Source organism: Synechococcus sp. MIT S9504, from assembly GCF_047497135.1.
Taxonomy (GTDB): Bacteria; Cyanobacteriota; Cyanobacteriia; order PCC-6307; family Cyanobiaceae; genus Synechococcus_C.
Genome location: NZ_CP138942.1, coordinates 276776 through 293438, shown reverse-complemented (window position 1 = coordinate 293438; position 16663 = coordinate 276776). Strand labels below are relative to the sequence as shown.

23 protein-coding genes and 1 pseudogene are annotated in these 16663 nt (G+C 47.1%); 12 read left to right on the top strand and 12 right to left on the bottom strand.

Annotation, left to right across the window (positions count from 1 at the left end; translation table 11 throughout):
- Positions 1-526 precede the first annotated feature (526 nt).
- Positions 527-1087: a hypothetical protein gene (locus tag SIB58_RS01570; protein ID WP_066910422.1), complete on the top strand. Its 561-nt coding sequence runs from the start codon at positions 527-529 to the stop codon at positions 1085-1087.
- A 343-nt stretch (positions 1088-1430) separates the two neighbouring features.
- Here the strand turns inward: SIB58_RS01570 and SIB58_RS01565 are convergent, their stop codons facing one another.
- Positions 1431-1655, bottom strand: a complete 225-nt coding sequence (locus SIB58_RS01565; protein WP_156486666.1) for a hypothetical protein — start codon at positions 1653-1655, stop codon at positions 1431-1433.
- Between the two features lie 289 nt (positions 1656-1944).
- Here SIB58_RS01565 and SIB58_RS01560 point away from each other — a divergent pair, with 289 nt between their 5' ends.
- The 4 genes from SIB58_RS01560 (at position 1945) to SIB58_RS01545 (ending at position 5407) form a co-directional block, all read left to right on the top strand.
- Positions 1945-2031: a Nif11-like leader peptide family RiPP precursor gene (locus SIB58_RS01560; RefSeq protein ID WP_074159356.1), complete on the top strand. Its 87-nt coding sequence runs from the start codon at positions 1945-1947 to the stop codon at positions 2029-2031.
- Between the two features lie 489 nt (positions 2032-2520).
- Positions 2521-3006, top strand: a complete 486-nt coding sequence (locus SIB58_RS01555; RefSeq protein WP_156486665.1) for a hypothetical protein — start codon at positions 2521-2523, stop codon at positions 3004-3006.
- A gap of 286 nt (positions 3007-3292) precedes the next feature.
- A complete protein-coding gene (gene mscL, locus SIB58_RS01550) occupies positions 3293-3682 on the top strand; it encodes a large conductance mechanosensitive channel protein MscL (RefSeq protein WP_066910407.1) in 390 nt (129 codons plus the stop codon).
- A gap of 1173 nt (positions 3683-4855) precedes the next feature.
- Positions 4856-5407 carry a hypothetical protein gene (locus SIB58_RS01545; protein ID WP_066910397.1) on the top strand — a complete coding sequence of 184 codons (552 nt, stop codon included), beginning with the start codon at positions 4856-4858 and terminating at the stop codon, positions 5405-5407.
- Between the two features lie 815 nt (positions 5408-6222).
- On the opposite strand, the gene SIB58_RS01540 is transcribed toward SIB58_RS01545, so the two are convergent.
- Entirely contained in the window at positions 6223-6417 is a 195-nt protein-coding gene (locus SIB58_RS01540; RefSeq protein WP_197461147.1) for a hypothetical protein, read from the bottom strand.
- A gap of 706 nt (positions 6418-7123) precedes the next feature.
- Positions 7124-7267 carry a hypothetical protein gene (locus SIB58_RS01535; RefSeq protein WP_156486664.1) on the bottom strand — a complete coding sequence of 48 codons (144 nt, stop codon included), beginning with the start codon at positions 7265-7267 and terminating at the stop codon, positions 7124-7126.
- 594 nt (positions 7268-7861) lie between these two features.
- Between SIB58_RS01535 and SIB58_RS01530 the strand changes: the two genes are divergently transcribed.
- Positions 7862-8164 (top strand): DUF1330 domain-containing protein, encoded by a 303-nt coding sequence (locus SIB58_RS01530; RefSeq protein WP_066910559.1) that lies wholly within the window; start codon positions 7862-7864, stop codon positions 8162-8164.
- Positions 8165-8459: 295 nt separating this feature from the next.
- Here the strand turns inward: SIB58_RS01530 and SIB58_RS01525 are convergent, their stop codons facing one another.
- From SIB58_RS01525 to SIB58_RS01515, 3 genes and pseudogenes are all read right to left on the bottom strand, one after another.
- Positions 8460-8657, bottom strand: coding sequence for a helix-turn-helix transcriptional regulator (locus SIB58_RS01525; protein ID WP_231857151.1), 198 nt, complete (start codon positions 8655-8657; stop codon positions 8460-8462).
- A gap of 146 nt (positions 8658-8803) precedes the next feature.
- Positions 8804-8944 (bottom strand): annotated as a pseudogene (gene psbN, locus SIB58_RS01520) (photosystem II reaction center protein PsbN); the annotation flags it as partial.
- Between the two features lie 952 nt (positions 8945-9896).
- Positions 9897-10112, bottom strand: coding sequence for a hypothetical protein (locus SIB58_RS01515; protein ID WP_197461562.1), 216 nt, complete (start codon positions 10110-10112; stop codon positions 9897-9899).
- A 9-nt stretch (positions 10113-10121) separates the two neighbouring features.
- Here SIB58_RS01515 and SIB58_RS01510 point away from each other — a divergent pair, with 9 nt between their 5' ends.
- The 4 genes from SIB58_RS01510 (at position 10122) to SIB58_RS01495 (ending at position 12096) form a co-directional block, all read left to right on the top strand.
- Complete coding sequence (locus SIB58_RS01510) at positions 10122-10358, top strand: hypothetical protein (RefSeq protein ID WP_067326531.1); 237 nt, start codon at positions 10122-10124, stop codon at positions 10356-10358.
- 350 nt (positions 10359-10708) lie between these two features.
- Complete coding sequence (locus tag SIB58_RS01505; RefSeq protein WP_066910375.1) at positions 10709-11032, top strand: DUF3104 domain-containing protein; 324 nt, start codon at positions 10709-10711, stop codon at positions 11030-11032.
- Positions 11033-11383: 351 nt separating this feature from the next.
- Positions 11384-11809, top strand: a complete 426-nt coding sequence (locus SIB58_RS01500) for a hypothetical protein (RefSeq protein ID WP_231857155.1) — start codon at positions 11384-11386, stop codon at positions 11807-11809.
- Positions 11710-12096 carry a phosphoribosyltransferase family protein gene (locus SIB58_RS01495; RefSeq protein WP_231857153.1) on the top strand — a complete coding sequence of 129 codons (387 nt, stop codon included), beginning with the start codon at positions 11710-11712 and terminating at the stop codon, positions 12094-12096. Before SIB58_RS01500 ends, SIB58_RS01495 begins: the two co-directional genes overlap by 100 nt.
- Positions 12097-12113: 17 nt before the next feature.
- Here SIB58_RS01495 and SIB58_RS01490 read toward each other — a convergent pair whose 3' ends face one another.
- Complete coding sequence (locus SIB58_RS01490; RefSeq protein WP_156486663.1) at positions 12114-12293, bottom strand: hypothetical protein; 180 nt, start codon at positions 12291-12293, stop codon at positions 12114-12116.
- Between the two features lie 152 nt (positions 12294-12445).
- On the opposite strand from SIB58_RS01490, the gene SIB58_RS01485 reads away from it, so the two are divergent.
- Complete coding sequence (locus SIB58_RS01485) at positions 12446-12682, top strand: hypothetical protein (RefSeq protein ID WP_066910371.1); 237 nt, start codon at positions 12446-12448, stop codon at positions 12680-12682.
- 21 nt (positions 12683-12703) lie between these two features.
- Here SIB58_RS01485 and SIB58_RS01480 read toward each other — a convergent pair whose 3' ends face one another.
- A complete protein-coding gene (locus SIB58_RS01480; protein ID WP_066910369.1) occupies positions 12704-12949 on the bottom strand; it encodes a hypothetical protein in 246 nt (81 codons plus the stop codon).
- Positions 12950-13551: 602 nt separating this feature from the next.
- The gene (locus tag SIB58_RS01475) at positions 13552-13740 is read right to left on the bottom strand and encodes a hypothetical protein (RefSeq protein ID WP_156486662.1); all 189 of its coding nucleotides are present in this window, start codon (positions 13738-13740) and stop codon (positions 13552-13554) included.
- A gap of 332 nt (positions 13741-14072) precedes the next feature.
- Between SIB58_RS01475 and SIB58_RS01470 the strand changes: the two genes are divergently transcribed.
- Positions 14073-14303 (top strand): hypothetical protein, encoded by a 231-nt coding sequence (locus tag SIB58_RS01470; RefSeq protein WP_066910363.1) that lies wholly within the window; start codon positions 14073-14075, stop codon positions 14301-14303.
- A 389-nt stretch (positions 14304-14692) separates the two neighbouring features.
- On the opposite strand, the gene SIB58_RS01465 is transcribed toward SIB58_RS01470, so the two are convergent.
- The 3 genes from SIB58_RS01465 to SIB58_RS01455 form a co-directional block, all read right to left on the bottom strand.
- On the bottom strand, positions 14693-15058 hold the full coding sequence (locus SIB58_RS01465) for a hypothetical protein (protein WP_066910360.1): 366 nt from the start codon (positions 15056-15058) through the stop codon (positions 14693-14695).
- A gap of 249 nt (positions 15059-15307) precedes the next feature.
- Positions 15308-15547 (bottom strand): hypothetical protein, encoded by a 240-nt coding sequence (locus SIB58_RS01460; RefSeq protein ID WP_156486661.1) that lies wholly within the window; start codon positions 15545-15547, stop codon positions 15308-15310.
- A gap of 212 nt (positions 15548-15759) precedes the next feature.
- Positions 15760-16095: a hypothetical protein gene (locus SIB58_RS01455; protein WP_231857149.1), complete on the bottom strand. Its 336-nt coding sequence runs from the start codon at positions 16093-16095 to the stop codon at positions 15760-15762.
- Between the last annotated feature and the right edge of the window lie 568 nt (positions 16096-16663).

Below are 16663 nucleotides of genomic sequence, written 5' to 3'. Positions count from 1 at the left end.
CGCATTCAATAGATGCATGGAACAAGTGTCATTCAAAAGTTCACTATAGATGAATGATGTGCAAACAACACTGAAGGCCGAAGAACTGCAACGGCATTTTGATGAATTCAATCAAATCTTCGGTACAACAGAAATACCGGCGGTCTGAAAAGAACAAAATCTTCTTCCTTGGAAGGAATATCACCAAGTATCATTCCAGGTTGCCAAGGGGAGTCATGAAAAACTTGAGAACGTGCGACCAAAACAGATGCTAGGTTGTTCTTACTCCATACTGACATGGGATCCAAATTCAAAATCTGGCAAACTGAGCGATTCCCGACATAATTGCAAGTCTCTGAAAAATAGGAGGCCAAGTACTAGTGCTGTATCCACCACAGGTCAGCTTGAATAAACAAACGACTGGATCCACCATCTCCAGCAGCTGTGATTTCATGCTTGAGCTGTTGGGAGCTGATCACAATGTTCGAATGATGCAGGCGATGGTGTGAGCTGAGGCAACGGCAAACGATAGAGAAAGGACATCATCATGGGGATACAGCTAGGCGATGGTCCGTTGACATCCAACACTCAGCCTCTGGTGGGGCTCACTGAAGCCCAACGCCTTGGGTTGCGCGACTTACTGATGGATGTGAGCCAGGCTAGGGACTGGTCATGGGAGCTTCCAGTCCTGCTAAGAGATCGATGCTGGCTTCGCCTCGACCGCATACAGCTCAACCAGCTGCTGCGACACATTCCCCCGGATGGACGCGATGAGGCACCTGAACTAACCCACTACCAACGACTCATGGCAGTGGGAAGCGATCCATTACTGGCTCAGCAGAAATGCTGGCAGGAGTTTGGGATGGAAGATTGTCAACGAGCCCTGCATGAATACTGGGAAAGTCGCGACAGAGCAAACCACGGCTGGACTGCACAACGATATCGCCAGCTTGTGAGCATTTACAGAGACCAGATTGAGCGGGGAGTGGCAGCAGTACCAATGCTCGTACTGGCTCGCCAGGACACAGCCGAGGAACACCAGATCCACTGGATCACAGGGACAACGCCGGCCAAAGAACTAGTCGATATAAAACCAAACTATTGCTGAAGAAGTAAAAATTGAGTTCACCAATGTTCTTACTACAGTGACACTGTGGGGCCAATCAAAGGTGCAGCAACCGGTTCAGCAAGTCCTACGATTTGAAAATACAATGCAACCATACTCCCGGGGGGGCCTTCGAATAATTATTACAAACGCAGACATTGCCAATAGGATCAATTTCAACCCCGATTGGACGTTCGAGCTCGCCGTCCAAGTTGAAACTACCTAATGGGCTTAGGAACTCCCCCCGATGATGCAGTGGATCATATTTTGCCTCCTCAAGAGCACAGAATGAGAAACTTGAAAATCCACTGACGTAAACATGACCAGCTCCATCAACATTTACCACCTATGGTCCCGAATGAGTTCCTACATCAAATGTCTCCAAGCTCCCATCATTTTGGTCAATACGGATCAATTGATTGCCAATGTGCAAATGACTTCCACCATTGTTAGTAATCCAAATGCCATCATCAGGAGCAATGGCAATAACGTAAGGAACATCACAATAATCGCCCAAAAATTCGCGCTGAAGCCTCAGACCGGCAACAGGATCAAACCTGAACTTGGCCACGCCACCTTGGTTCCTATCTCCACCTTTTTGAAAAGTGAGCCATGCATCCCCATCAGAATCGATCGCGACGTCAAAAGTTGCATAAAGACCTGATTGATCAAAAACAATGAGCTCACGACAATCAAGTCAAAGCTGCAAATGGCGAAATAAACTTGCAGAAAAACATTGCAAAGCCAACGGTTCTCAACAGCACGACAACTTGACAATGCAACAGACATGTCAGAAAGGCTTCAAGCAGCGGACGGCTGAGCCGGTTATTACTATAAAAAATTTATAGCCTGCAACGAACATGTCAGAAAACCAACTCAAAGCATTTCTAGAAAAAGTAAAAGCCGATCCAAAACTCCAGCAGAAAATAAAAGAATCAAAATGCTAAGGTTGCATCGTAGGCCTTGCCCAACAAGCAGGATTTTCTATCATCATAGATAACTTAATCGACGTTGAACTGGGACACGATAGCCAAACAGTGATAGAGTTAAGCAACGAAGAAATCAACAAAATAGATGAGCAGAAAAGCGAAATACCAGCAACCTAAGCAATATTAAATTAACAATTGCAAAATCAGCTGACGATTTTGCCCAAGAATGGTAAGTTAATCATTAAAGAGCCTAACAAGAACAAACGAACAGATGAAAACAATGATACGCTCATTAGTATTAATAAACTACCCAAGCTTTCAGCTTCAGTGATAATCAATAATTACAAAATGCCATGAACACCGCGAGACCAAGTTTCTACGAATTCAAAGCCAACTACGACTCGCAACCGGAACAATGGAGAAAGAGGCTCATGGCCATCTACAGGACTGATCAGGACGTAGCCATCGCAGCATGGACATTGATCATGTCAATGGACGATTTAATGCTTGAAGTCGAAGAAACAGCAATTTTTCTTGAGCAGATTTACTCAAAAAAATAAGCATTCGATCACCAATAATGCAATGAAAGACTCAACAAAAAACCTCGATTTAATCAGTGTGTTAAAAAAAGCTTTGGCAGTATTAAGTCAACACATTTTGATGTCAGTCATTTGTGTACTCTTACTACTCTCATCACCCACACAATCAAAAGCAGATATACAAAAGTACAACGTCGTAACTGATGAATTCTATGGGCTCAACGCAGAACGAATCTTACTTGTTCCAGTTGCTGATGCTGCAGATAAGACCGTGCGGATGACGGGCAAATGCAAAAGCCGAGGGGCAACAGAGCTCTATCTCGAGGATGACCCCGTGAATGCCAGAGAGAGGTGGTATGTTCTTAATAAAAATGATAGCACCAAAGCTGATCAAGAAATATGCCTGACAGGCAATCTGCCGGCATGGTTTGAAAAACTATCATCTCTTAGATAAAATTACTCGAAATCATTCAAAGCCGTCGTCATTTCGTCCAGAGATGTCGAAATACTCTTGGACTTGGACATCTAATCACGAACTGAATAAAATCAATCTAAGACATCAATACCGTCTCACTTCCTTAATGTAGCCTATCAATCACAACCTGAGTAACGCTCAAGAGCTAGCAGCCTCAAAATCCAATGGCGCTCGAGCAAACAGGGAGCAATAAAAATCATCCACTAAGAACAATAGGGCTTTTGGAAATCCATGGCTAAAGCAAGAAAGAGACAACCCTTTTCGCATGCCCAAAAAAACCACATTCTTTTCAGATTTCAAAGCATTTATCAACAAAGGTAATGTTGTCGACCTGGCAGTTGCCGTCATCATCGCAGGTGCGTTTGGAAAGGTTGTGAACGCAACTGTTCAATTGATCATGACCAATGCACTTGAACCAGCATTGAAAGAAGCGAATGTTCAATCACTAGCTAAATTACCAGGAGGAGAAATCATTGTTGCAGCAATAGACTTTGTTGTTATTGCTTTTGTCTGTTTCTTTGTCGTGAGGGCCGTTGAAAAGATGAAACGTAAGAAAGAAACCATTGAAACTTCAAAACCTGACCCCCAGGTTCAACTGACATCAGCCATCACACGCTTAACAGAAGTGATGGAAAGCTTCAATAACAAGTCCTGAGACCTAGATCAAGTATTCCGAGCCCACAACTAAAAATCAGAAGTCATGCGAGCTCGGTCCCAATCAGACAGTCCGAAAGCAGATCATGGAAACAACGTCATCAGCCATAAAGCAGTCCTGTGAAAAGGCTGCTTAACGAAGCAGATTTCATACCGGTCAGCTACAGCTCAAAACCCCAGGAGCGAACTTGGTTCAGCGTGATGGAGAGACACCTAAAGCTGAAGGTGCGAGGCCATCAAAACGCTCTTGGCTCGAGCATACTCAACGTTGCAATCATCAGTGCAACGTTGAAGACCCTCCGCATCAGCAGCTGTTAAGCGGCCTTGCGTCGTCGTAAAGTGAAGCTTGGAAACAAGCGCTTGAGCGTCTCGATTTTTTCGTCCAACCTCTTCGTCGCTGAGACCAGTACAGCTTCACTCGCCCAGAAAGTGTAAAGCTGGACAGCAGTCACAAAAAAGACTGCGCCAACTACCACCAGAACAAGACCGGACAGCTGATTGAAATCCATTGAGCTTCGCTTGCATCCCTCTACTCAATAGTCATGGTCAATTGTTCTGTCAGCGTTCCTGCTGTTTCGGTCGTGAATCGTTAACCGCTACCGGCTTGGAAGGTGACCAACCGGGTCGCGTCGTCCATCCAGGCCACATCCACAAGAAATTCATCGGCCAGAGCCTCACCGGAAGCATCGCAGGCATTTTTACTTATTTACAATAGTTTACAAAGGCCTGTAAGCTTTGAAGTAACTAAACAATGAAGTAGTTCAACGATGTCAATAAATGAGCTTTGCATAAAACAGCAAATTAAAGCAGATCGGATCTTTATGGACTTTAAATACACAGAACCAGGTTCTACAGAACAGCATCAGTCGCTAAAAACATTGAACGATCTGATTATTGAGTGGGCTCACTTCTTTGCGAACAAAGACAGAAAATCATGCAAAAGATCCCTGCTGCAGCCAACATAACAATTCAACTGAAGAACCATCAAATATTGATCAAGGCTGGGCTTTCTTGGTACCAAACCCTAAATCTTTTGTAAAGTACAATAAGGGCATTCCTGCGAAAACCACTCATTCGGTTAAGACCGTGAAGATAATTATATTGAGTCATTCAGCTCTTCAATCCAAGAATAAAATAAACAACTAATCCTAGACACGGCCATTAAAAATTCATTATGAATCATGATCTAAATGAAGAGCTAGCGATTCGTTCAAACGAATTAGCAGAATTATCAAAAATGACACCAGACGATCGAATCGCAAGAATTGTCTGGTCCAGGATTCAGAATGATTTGGAACGCGAGGACAGCTTGACTTATGGAATACAATATTGCGTATCAAATATTTATCATTTCATCAAGGTGCAAATCCAGGAAAATGAACAAACCAGCTTTGCCCTTAAAAGCTGCGCTGATCTGATTAAACAGCTTGGTTGGAATGCTGAAGATATTTTTGCCAAAGACTATTCAAAGACTGTTTTTATTGACTACATCAAAGAAGTGGTTGCTATGTACACAGATACGAGGCAGCAGCATTGTGAAGACGCTCAGTGCGTTCTTGCGATGAACATGATTCATATGGTTATACAAGACATCGAGTATGTGATTAAAAAAAGACCCGCCCATGAGAAACAATTGCTGATAGCGTTAAAAACCGCTGCTAATTTGCGCAATCAAATGCTTAATATCTTTGGCTATCAACCAACTACAACAGATAATAATTTTTGATTTAATTACTAAAGTCAACCTCTAAACCAATGAGAGGATGTGCGATGCAGCTCAACTGGCTCATCAAGGCCGCAGAAAGGATGAGAAGCTGCCAGTTTTGATTGCTGCTCGGCTACCAGCTGTATGAATGTCCGTGCCGTCCATTCACCTGGACGGAGCTGGAGCTTCCGTTCACTTTCACAGATCCACCATGAACCTTTGACCTTGAGCCTGCAACTGTCATTGAGCTTGACCTTGCGTGCCATCGAGGCTTGAAGTACGCACTTCCAGCCATTGCATCAATAGCTGAAACCCCCGTCAGTGCAGACAAGCAAAGTGTTGCAATGAATTTCATCGTTAAAGATGAGACTCGACTCTTCTGGTAAAGAAGATCCTCATCCTTGACTTCTGCAAATAAGAAAACATGGCTCGTGCCGGATGAGTCTTTGCAAGATTGTGAACCAAAATACGGCCCAGAATCGTGTTTGTGGGGGTTGCCTGATGGATCACTATTGCAGGGCCTAAGAGTCAACAGTCTGGGCGTTGGCCCGATTAGCCACAGCTCTTTATGTGATTGATCCCAGTCAAACCAGCTGATCAAGATCGCCTTACCTTACAGAACGCACTGGACCGTCAAACAACTATAAATTTTTACTGATTCAGCTCTACCCCAGTATCTAGCACTTTAATCTTGAGCCATTCATCATACATCCGCGACTCAAAGCGCCGTGCAATCCGGCTCCTAGCCTTATGCAAAAAATCTCGATTGGCCGTTACATTATATTCATACATTTGCTTATCACCCATTGATTTAATCACCAAATCACTCAATCTGATTAATCCCAAGTCAGAGATATCACTTGGCGACCAATTTCTGAAAAATTCAACCAAATTGCACTCACCCGCCTTGATGATTTTAACTTCTCCTCCGGAATGCTGCTTTCGGTAATATTCCCACTCAATCCGGTCATTGACTCTGTTACACCAAAGAGCAGATTCACACGCACTTTTCCATACTTTTTACTCGGCATCGCCAATTCACGCTGATGATGTACACCACATCATAATCAGTTTCGTAAAAGATACAAACTTTTTCAATGCAATGCTGGTATGAGCCCTTGAGCTTGATCCTCATGGTGCACAATGCCTAAATTCAGGCTCGGACAAGACGGGATTCAACTAAGTCATACGACCCAGGCTGAATACTTCATCAGAAAGCATGCATCAATGCAAGCCTGGGGAGCATTAATCTTCAATCGTCTCCATGGATTGTTTTGCCATAGAATCTTGATCTACTTGCAGCAGCTGAGAGGGCGAGACTTTAACAAATCAATACAAGTTGCCTTGCTACTTGACAGCGCACCATTTTTCATCTTCAAGATCAGCAATAACGGTTTCAATATCGCAGAACCCTACAGCCAAACATGAATCGATCTCATTCGAAAGCACCTGCAACTTGGGTGCTTCCTGCCTCGATCGCTTTCGCGGGACTGTGCATCTTCGGAGCGGGCTTAGTCATCCACGAACCTCTGGAAAAAATCGCGACTCGTCAAAGTCACACGATCATCATCGAAAACATGACGACTGAGCCTTTGGTCATCGCACCAAACAGGCCTTGATGAGGGACTAAGCCCTTGCTCTGGTCAGAGCTGAGACTCAGCACAGCTGAGCAGATCATTCCCCTGGGAGAGCCAGGTCTGCACAGAACAGCAGCGAGGCCCCCCGGGCTTGAAACGCTCACTCCCGCCTGAGCTCAACAGCCTCAGGTGTATTCGATTCTGCTTGAGGAGAATCCTTGATATCTGAGAACTCTCTCTGAGACAGGAGCACCGTGGCGATCACAATGCCGACGATGCCCAGGAGAGCGAGAAAAACTTTCATTGCCAGAACTCTGCTGAATCAGTTCTGGCCTCCCTTGAGGCTCAGGTCTACGGGGCAGTGACCAATTTCTCTCTCAAGGCTTCAATAGATACATTCTGATCGGTTGTCTTGAGCGACGGCAACCCTGAATCGCATGAGTCGCCAACACGGCCATGGGTGAGCAAACACAACCAAGGCCTACAAAGGACGCGAGGTTTTGCAGAACACAGTATAAATACTCATCACCATTCATAATCAGCTTCATTCACGGTTAACGCACCACCGATCTCACAATGATTGCGTTTCTGGCCTTGTTCTGGGTGTTGGTGCTCGCGGTTTATTTCCGCTTCCGGGATGATGAGTTGAATTCAGACAGCTGATGCTGATCGCCGTGGCACTACTGCTGCTTCTCTCTTTCTGCTTGTCAGACATTGAGAAATAACGCTCAAGCTACCGCCTTGATCACAAGCCAATGGATTCACTGCTATGTCAATGAGCCAACAAATAGTCATCCGCTCAAGGCCACCGATCTCTTTGCAAGAAAGGCCAATGAACAACGAGAATTGCGCCCTTCCGACGTGATCGCCAGAATCAATGGGACCGATTCATCAAGCAATGGCGAAAGGCTACTGGCTTGCGACAGGCCGAATCAACGATCCCCGAGGATTCATGGTTTATGCAGCCGCCGCTGAAGCATATCTCCAGAAGTGTGGAGCAAAAATGTTTATACGGGACGCTCACACCGATGTGAGGGAAGGCAACCCAGGCCATCTCACTGTTCTGATCGAATTTCCGACCGTCGAAGCAGCAAAAGCTGCCTATGAGGCGCCTGAATATCAGGACATGATTCGCCTGAGGGCTCCGAACAGCGAAGCCTGTTTCAGCATCCTGGAAGAAGGAGACAAGCTTGCCCGCTAAGTTTCAGCATCCACATCATGAACGAAAGCAATCAACCACGGATCAGTCTGGGTCATTTCATCCTGCTCGCTGATGCAAGTGATGCAGACTAATCCAGAAATGCGTGCCAACTTGAAGGTCTGATCGTGGTCTCGACAGGATGCGATTGGTCGTCTACGGCACAACCGACACTGTCATCCTCTGCAGTGTCGGACTAGACGGTAGAACCGAATTAAATGGATGTATAGATGCAACGTCTAACCTCTAACAGATTCGAGGCACTCATGACAAAATTAACAATCACTTTCAAACACTTTTAGCTCTGATGCATCTTTTCCTTCATCCATTCAATAATATCTTGCTCTAACCACACAACTGTTCTTGCACTAATTTGTATCTGCTTTGGGAAATTACCCTTTTCCATGTGGGTGTAAATGAATGTTTTCCCAACTCCAGTCATTTCAATCACCTGCGCAAGCCTTAGGAAGCGAGGTGCACCAGCGTCATTAGCCAAGGCGAATGATATTCGATGTGGACATGGGGCAACTCAAGAACTCAGGAATTCATTGCATCATGGCTCGCATGGGCATGTCCGCCACGAGCGACAGCGCGACCCTGGCCTTGATGAGAATGGGCAATGCCTAGTTTGTGCAGCCTGGCATGCTCTTCAATCTGATCCGTCAACTGCGCAGAGCCAGCACCAAATGCGGTGTAAATCCCATACAAGAGGGTCCCCAGTACCAATGCGGCCAGCGAACCAATCATCAGATATGCCGAAAAATCTTGGCTTGTAAGCTCCATGAGCCCCATTCAATACTCAGTTAATACTGGCCGCTCAAAAAGGCCTTGCTGTAACGATTGCTTCGCCAAGCATTTACAATTGGCATAAATACAAGCCTTAAAGATTAACGCTCACGCGTTAATTCTATGTACGGATATTGAGCGAATGCAACTAGCAGCAAGACAACACGATGCATACATATGTGAGCAAATTCGCGAGCAATAGACACGGATGCACAAAAGCGATACGCCCGAAACAATTTTGCCTCAGAGAAGGAATAATCATCAGAGCGGCAGGCCTGTGCGGCGAACTCCCGCGAACATCTACGAACTCCAAAAACCATTTTTGCGAGCACACATCAGCCGCATGAAACTCATAACAAAGCAAATTGACAGTGGCTAATCAATCTCTCGGCTTTTGGCCTCAAAGGATCAACTCACACGAGCTGAAAATCACCGCGAAGAGCTGCGACGTCTTGCCAATCCACCGAGCCAGGGCTCGAAGGATGTCAATCCGATTTTTCGTTCCATTCAGGGCTCATCAATGCATGAACCGAAACCGGTCAAAACGCCTGAAGCCTCACAGCTTAAGCTCGTTGAAGCTTGGCTCGCACAGACTGGCCGTGAATCTGCAGAAAGCCAGAGCAGCGTCAACTGACAGACATGACAAGACAGCGCAAGGGCGATGGATGAGTGACATCTTTCCAGCATCACGGATGAAGCGCACGCCCGGTGGTCAGAAACCTGGCCATATCAGGATCAGTACAGAGTGATGCTGTGATCCCTGAATGATCAAGCAACGTTCCGCGGCAGCACACTCTCTCTCAGCCCAGCAGTACCATGGGGCTACTTAACCGCCCGTTAACCTCTTCAAGGCCTTCGTGCCACGAGATCCTGAAAGCAGGTGAAATAGATGAATCCGGACAAACAGCACCGCAAACTTTTCAGGCTCAAGCTCAAAGCCGAGGAATGCCTAACGAGGGAGCAGGCTCAAAAAATCATACGCAAAGCGGATAAAGCTCATAGAAAGCTTTCTGAAGGCCACAACAACGCAGCCTGATGGATTGATCCCGGTGTGATCCCCAGGCAGCAAACGACGAACAACATCACTCTCGGATCTTGCGAACCGGTAGAGATGCGGGTCGACAGATGGCTTCATTGTGGTGACGATCGGTGCAACTGCCACCATCACGGCCCAATGGATGAAACCACACTGGCAATGGAGGAGCATTGGCCTATTGAGGAGCAGCTCAAACTGGTCAACAAAGCCTGCGATCGGATCGAACAGATCCTGGATGACCTTGTGCAAGACACGGCATGTTCCAATCATGCGATTCGCGATCTGCTAAGCACCCTGTCAGAACACTGGTCAGACAGTGAACAAACCATGGACTGGGAAGCGCCAATGCGCGGCCAGCAACTTGAGGCCTGTTGACTTGACCCCAGAGCCTCACAAATTCAAGGATCCTGACTCAATTCATGCGCCTTCACGAAGCATGTGATGCAAGGGTCTGGGGTGAACCGATGCCAGGTTGTCTGACCAATCGTCGACAGGTTCGATTGGTCGCCTAACTGCGACTCCGGCGCTTCCCTGCAGTTGCAGCGCCGGATTAGGCGAGACCAGATGCCTGCAGGGTCTCCAGCGAGAAGTGGCGGAAAAACCACCATGCGGGAAGAACCGCAGGGCCGGGAAGGACGAATACCTAATCCTTGCAAGTGCGTGTCTTTACTCTTTCCTTGGGCGACGAACCAGGGTTAGACCGGAGGAAGAACATACGTACTTCCATGCCGATTTACCCTCCCTTGGGGCCTCCCACATCAAATGTCATCGATGCCGCTTCAGCTTTCCTGTCGATTCGACCTGGACAGTTCGTCATCGTCAGAGAGCTGACTTCTGCCACCGAAAGAGTTGATATCGAAAGAAACTGGTGGTTAGGGCAAGTGATTTTCTGCAAGGGATGGGGGAAACATTCAAGGCTGAACTCGCTTTTTCAGGTGGCGGACGTTGACGACGGCGCAATTCGCTGGGTTCATCCCACCCAGGTGACCCACGTTCTGCATGGACTAGACGGGATTGGACAGGAAGGCTGGGATGGATTCGAGGACTGATCGATTCTCCGCAAAAAGCTTGAGATAAAAAAAGGAGGCCTTCACGGCCTCCGTCTACCTATCACCAAAGGAGAAGTGCTCGACGCCTCTCCTGCCTTCAGTATGTGTATCGCATAGAACATGTGCCTGAGATCACATACTCATTGCCGAAGGGCAGCTTGCTCTGGTAAGGGATTGCAAAATCGGCAATCGGCGAGGCCGAGGTTGGACTTGTCACTCCCCCACGATCGAGGGGCAGATCGTCATGTTCAGTGGATGATTCACCAGTAGCCTTGGTGAAGCTCCTGGACTGTCTGATCTGGGGTCATCGTGAACAGGGAGTGTGAAGACGATCGAGCGCAGCCGAGATGGTTGGAGGCTGAAAAAATTGCCAATCTGGGAGCATGCTCGTGTGCCGTGATGATGCCTAGCCAACCGATACAACAAGCAACGAGAAAAATTCTGGAGTCAAGCGGAACGCTGATCGAAAACGATCACTTTGTCTATGCCTCGGGCGACCATGGCGCTGGGTGGGTGGCGAAGGATCTCATTAACCTCAGGCCTGAATTAGCCTATCAACTCGCCCAGTTACTCGGGAAAGAAATTAAGAATAACGGCCTATCTCCTAATATTGTCTGTGGACCTGCAATTAGCGGTGTGATTTGCGCCCAATACACAGCACTGGCAGTTGGCAGTCGCTGTGTATTCACCGAGCGCGTTGTCAACAAAGAAGGGCAACCATTAACTTTAAAATCAAGCGAGGATACGCGGAGATTCTCAAAAACAAATCTGTTCTAATTGTCGATGATATTATCAACACAGGGTTTTCGGTGCGCCTCACCTATCAAGCCGTCGTTCAAGCAGGAGGAAAACCTCTTGGGATTGCTGCCTACGTGAACCGTGGCGATGTTGGAGCCAACGAATTAGGAGTGAAAAATTTTATTTTTCTCGATGAAATACGATTACCAGCCTGGCCTGAAAAGGACTGTCCTCTCTGCAAGTCAGCTAAGCCCGTGAACATTCAGTACGCACACGTAGCAGAATTCACCAGACAACGTCAAACTTTTCAAGCTGAAAAGCCATAAACTTCCATCGTTGCAACTCAGATAGTCTTGGATTGATCCACAAGAGTTGCCGAGAATTCCTGAAAAGCAACAGCTGCATCTGCAGGGCTTGAATTGTGTTTTGATTCCCACTGATCGACCAAAGCGCGCATATCTTGCCACATATCGACCATGGCGAGTGGGTTAAATCCGGCAGGCTGGGATGAAGTATTTGACATGGATGAACTTGGCACAAAACCGCTTCCTTCTAATTGATCAGCAGCAACACTGTTGATCAGCTCTACAGCGCAGCAACAATCAGCGATCTCAGATCAAATCAGCTCCACTGTCCCACCAGGAGTCATGATCAAGATCATTTCTGCCCTGATTCATGTCCCGAGCCACGCAACTCTTCAAAAAGCTCGACAAGTTGCTGAGCCAGCACGAAACCTTTGGAGACACCCCGGAAGCATTTGTGGATGAACTGCTAAGCAAGCTTGATGGTCAAATCAAGGCCATCCACGACAAAAACAAGCCAGATCACTGGGCTGCCATCTACGTGGAAAGGGACCGGGCTCGCATCAAAACAGCTGTGCTCAACAAAGTGATGGACCGCAGCGCACAGTGAAACCGAAACAGAAGATGCCGATCAAGCCTCGGCTCTTCTGGAATCAATGATCCTGGCCAGTTCGAGCATGTATCCCGCAGTACACCAGCGGCCATGGCTGCGGGCACGATTCTCCACGTCAGAACGGATCTCTGCCGTTTCGGCCATCAGCAGATCCAGCTCACACTGAGGAAGTTCATAGAGCTCCTGGAGTTCCACCTCACGACCCAGCAGATGACTACGAAACCATTTGCGCACCTGTTCCTGGAGTGGGATCTCTTGTGACATGCAACCGAAGCAGCAACGACCAGTCTGGCCGCTGAACCCGTTTTCAGGACTCAGCTTGCATATCTCAAAAACTGGCTCATTGTGTCAGAGCTCGTCTTAGTGATGCAGATGCGAAAAATGGATGACCCGTGTTCTGAAAGACAACTGGCTTTCACTAGCCATTGCATCACTGTCTCTCAGCGGACTGCTATGGCTTGAGATGATCCCTGGGTAAGGAGGCTTCGCGCCCTTCCAATCAGCGCTGAGATAGGACAAAATCGGCCATGACAGAATTGGCTGCATGTTGATCGCATTGCTTCTTTCAGGACCAGTCACACCTCCAATGCCAGCCTTGGAAAGGCAAACACCCGTACTGGAAGAACAGCCAGGCCTGCAAATAGAGACCTTTCAGCTGAATATCGATCAACAGGGGTTCAATTGCTCAGCAGGGGTCTTAGCCACAGGAAACAAAGCACCTCACGCTTACAGCACATCCAACAATACATTCGAGAGCGAGCTACAAATTCACGCCGCTCGCTGCAGAACACGGTTCTGAAAGTCTGCCCAGAATGGTGGCAAATCAGCAAAAGCTATCGTCTTGGTGCAGTTCAATTCACTTATCTTTAGAGTGGCTCATCCGGACCTGGCAAAGGCTTCCTACTCTTGCCTTTAGGCAACAACGATTTCAAAGCACCGATCATGTCATTGGTTCGAGAAACATAGACAAAACTCCCTAGAAAAAACCCTGTTGCAATAATAAAAACAGTAGACGTCAGTGCATCCAGCTCAAGATTTCCAATCAGCAAACCCATCATGATCCGCGCCCTGAAATGACACAAGATTGCAATGAATTAACAGTACCCCCAGGCGCTCCGCTGAGGCAATACCAAGACACAAAATCAATCGCTGCGTCAAAGCAGACAAGAGCTACAAATTGCTCATAAGCGAGTCCGAGCCTCTTGCTTGAAAGACGAAAACGCTGTCCATCGAGTCAGCAAGCGCGCACGGCTGATCAACTCATGCATGACTCACGGCAGGACGTCGCTTGTCCGGGGAGGCTGCAGGAGAAATGGATATCGTCGGATTGTTGGCAGTTTCGGCAGGTCTGACTTAAAACACTTTCAAGCAACACCTAAGGCACACCATGCGTCCATCACTCCTACTCCTGCTGACTCTGCTCATGGTGCCGGCTGCAGCTCTGGCCCAGAAAAAAATTCCCAAAGCTCAGGGACACAACCAATGCCCACTGGGTTACGTCAACACGCTTGGCACGACCTGTGTTTCGCCGATCTATTATGAGGTCGCACCTACGAATGGAGAAGCTTGCAAGTCTGGATGGATGAATATTGGTGCTGGCTATTGCAGAAAAAAGTGAAGCCTGATCACCCCACATTTTGATTGCAAGGCCTTCAAAAAATTATAAAAATACTGCTACAGGTCGACTAGAAGAAACAATGAGGCAAAGAAAACCTTCTTCACGCCTGCGTTACTGATAGCTGCAGTATTGATTGGCATGCCAACAAGGTCACTCATGCTGAGTCTCCAACAATCCTTGAGTGCTCTCAGAAATTAACAGCCGAATTTATAATGTTATTGAGGAAAATTCGTAAATAGCTTATGCCAGCCCGAAGAAATCAAAAACAAGTCAAAGGCAATATTTTACTCGAGTAAAGCTGAGTATATCCCTTGGATGCCAACATAACGAATCAGCCCTTGCAGGAATAGACTATATAAGAGCAGCTGTCCCAAGGAAAACCCAGAACCCTACATCATACCCAAAGAATGAAATAAACCCTTGCTAACAAATACAAGCATGCAAATAGAGGTGAATGCGACAAGGTTAATCGCCGCGATATCGAAAACCACTGGACTTCGCTCCGCCTGCTCAGCACCTCCAGCAGAGAACGACTGATTGATATCGTCCCAGTAGGCCAAAACAAAACCTTTTTTAGCCGTCAGACTTCCAGAGCCAGTCACAATTCGACTTTTACCCTGGCTGGCAATCTGCTGACGGTCAATCTTTTCAGCTTCGCGCCTAAAAGCATTTTGGAACCAGTTGACGTGGCTAAAAAAACCAACAGTGAACCAGAAAATAAGCGAAACACCAATCAAAGCACTCAGCATGACCATGCCAGACTGACCCTCTTGCAATAACTAACCAGCAATCATCTCCTGCAGACCAATCGAGCAAGTACTATTTGAATCCAAAGTGAAAATCATTTGATATTATCAACAGCACTTTGTAAACTACAGACAGGCGGTCGTATCAATTTTAAGTTTCCCATGTAGCACCGGCTGGCCTCCGTTCTTGAACTTGCGCAACGCAAAGTGATTAACGCTGGAAGAAAAAATCATCAGGGATCAGCCAGCTTCAATCCATCAGGACTTTCCAGATGGCAGCTGTGCACGGTAATCGTCGGCAACGACATCCAGAAGCCCTAAGACATAACGGTCACTCGCTCCAATGTCACTTTGAAGGGTTTGAAGGGTCGCACGAATATCTTCTATCGCAACATTGATTTGATTTTCAAGTTGTGACTGGCTGGGCTGCCATTCCTCAGTGAAAGATGTCGAGGAGGCAATTTTCAGGTTGATCGAATCTTGGGGCTTCGGAGGCATGGAGGATCCTCGCCGTGGAGCCTGGGAATTCCGTGCTTGGTACGCCATGAGGATCTCTTTTAATTTAAGTTTTTCATCGCAAGGCAAAGAAGACTGTCAAATAGCCAACCAGCTGACCATTCAAAGACAACGCAGCCAAGCGAAAAGATCAGCAGAGCCAGAACAGAGACAAGCCGTGCCAGACCTGCAAGCTTAATAAAAGACTCCCCTGGTTAAGAGCCACGCTTGCGTCCCAAAACTTTTCTTGTGACTACGCCATCTTCTTTCTGGTAAAGAACAAGGCGGTTATCTTCTAATGTGTTAAAGCTTAGGATGCCCTTGGATCGATATTGACGATTAAAGGGAACAACCCATGATGTACCCATGGCCATAACATAGATCAATTCTTGTTGATCAGCGCTGATGCAAAAGCGCACTTTGGCATCCTTATAAACGCCAACGTCACTAACGTATTGAGCCTTGAAATAATCACAACCCTGAGCACGTTGAAACTCATCTTTGATATTGGCTAGTGCAAAGCTGTTGAAACTGAGACCGAGCAGCGCCAAGAACCCAAGGCCTGGGACGCACTTCATAACCAACCCCTCATACGTAGCAGAACAGAAGCAGCATGGCGCGTTACAGCTGCGATGCAAGCGGTTTGAAGCCATTACCACGTGGAATGATCATCATCAACAGCGCAACGCAGTGGAGGCCAGCCATTGCAATCGCTACTTGAACTTGATCTGATCAATACATCCTGCTTTGAACGTGGTAGTAATTTTTCGCCATCACAGAGACAAGCTTTGTCAACACTCCACTTCGGAGAATCTGAAGAGGTGAAGCCTCGCCTCACCGATCCAGTGTTTCTCGAACATGCTGAGGCCCAAGTTGGACCATGGTGGGAGGCTCGCATTCGCTTGCTGTTGAAGCAGGGTTATCCTGAAGAGGCCGGTGCTCTATTAAGGGAGTTCGAAACTCCTGATAAAGGTTTCTAATCGTTTGAGCCAAAACCTGGCTGATTCGTCCAGCCAAACAGTGAGCAATTAACCATTGAACCAACAGAACGCAACGGCTTGCCATGCTGGACAGTCCTCTTGATGAGGCCTCCATTTGCAGGGGTGCTCGATGAGCAAA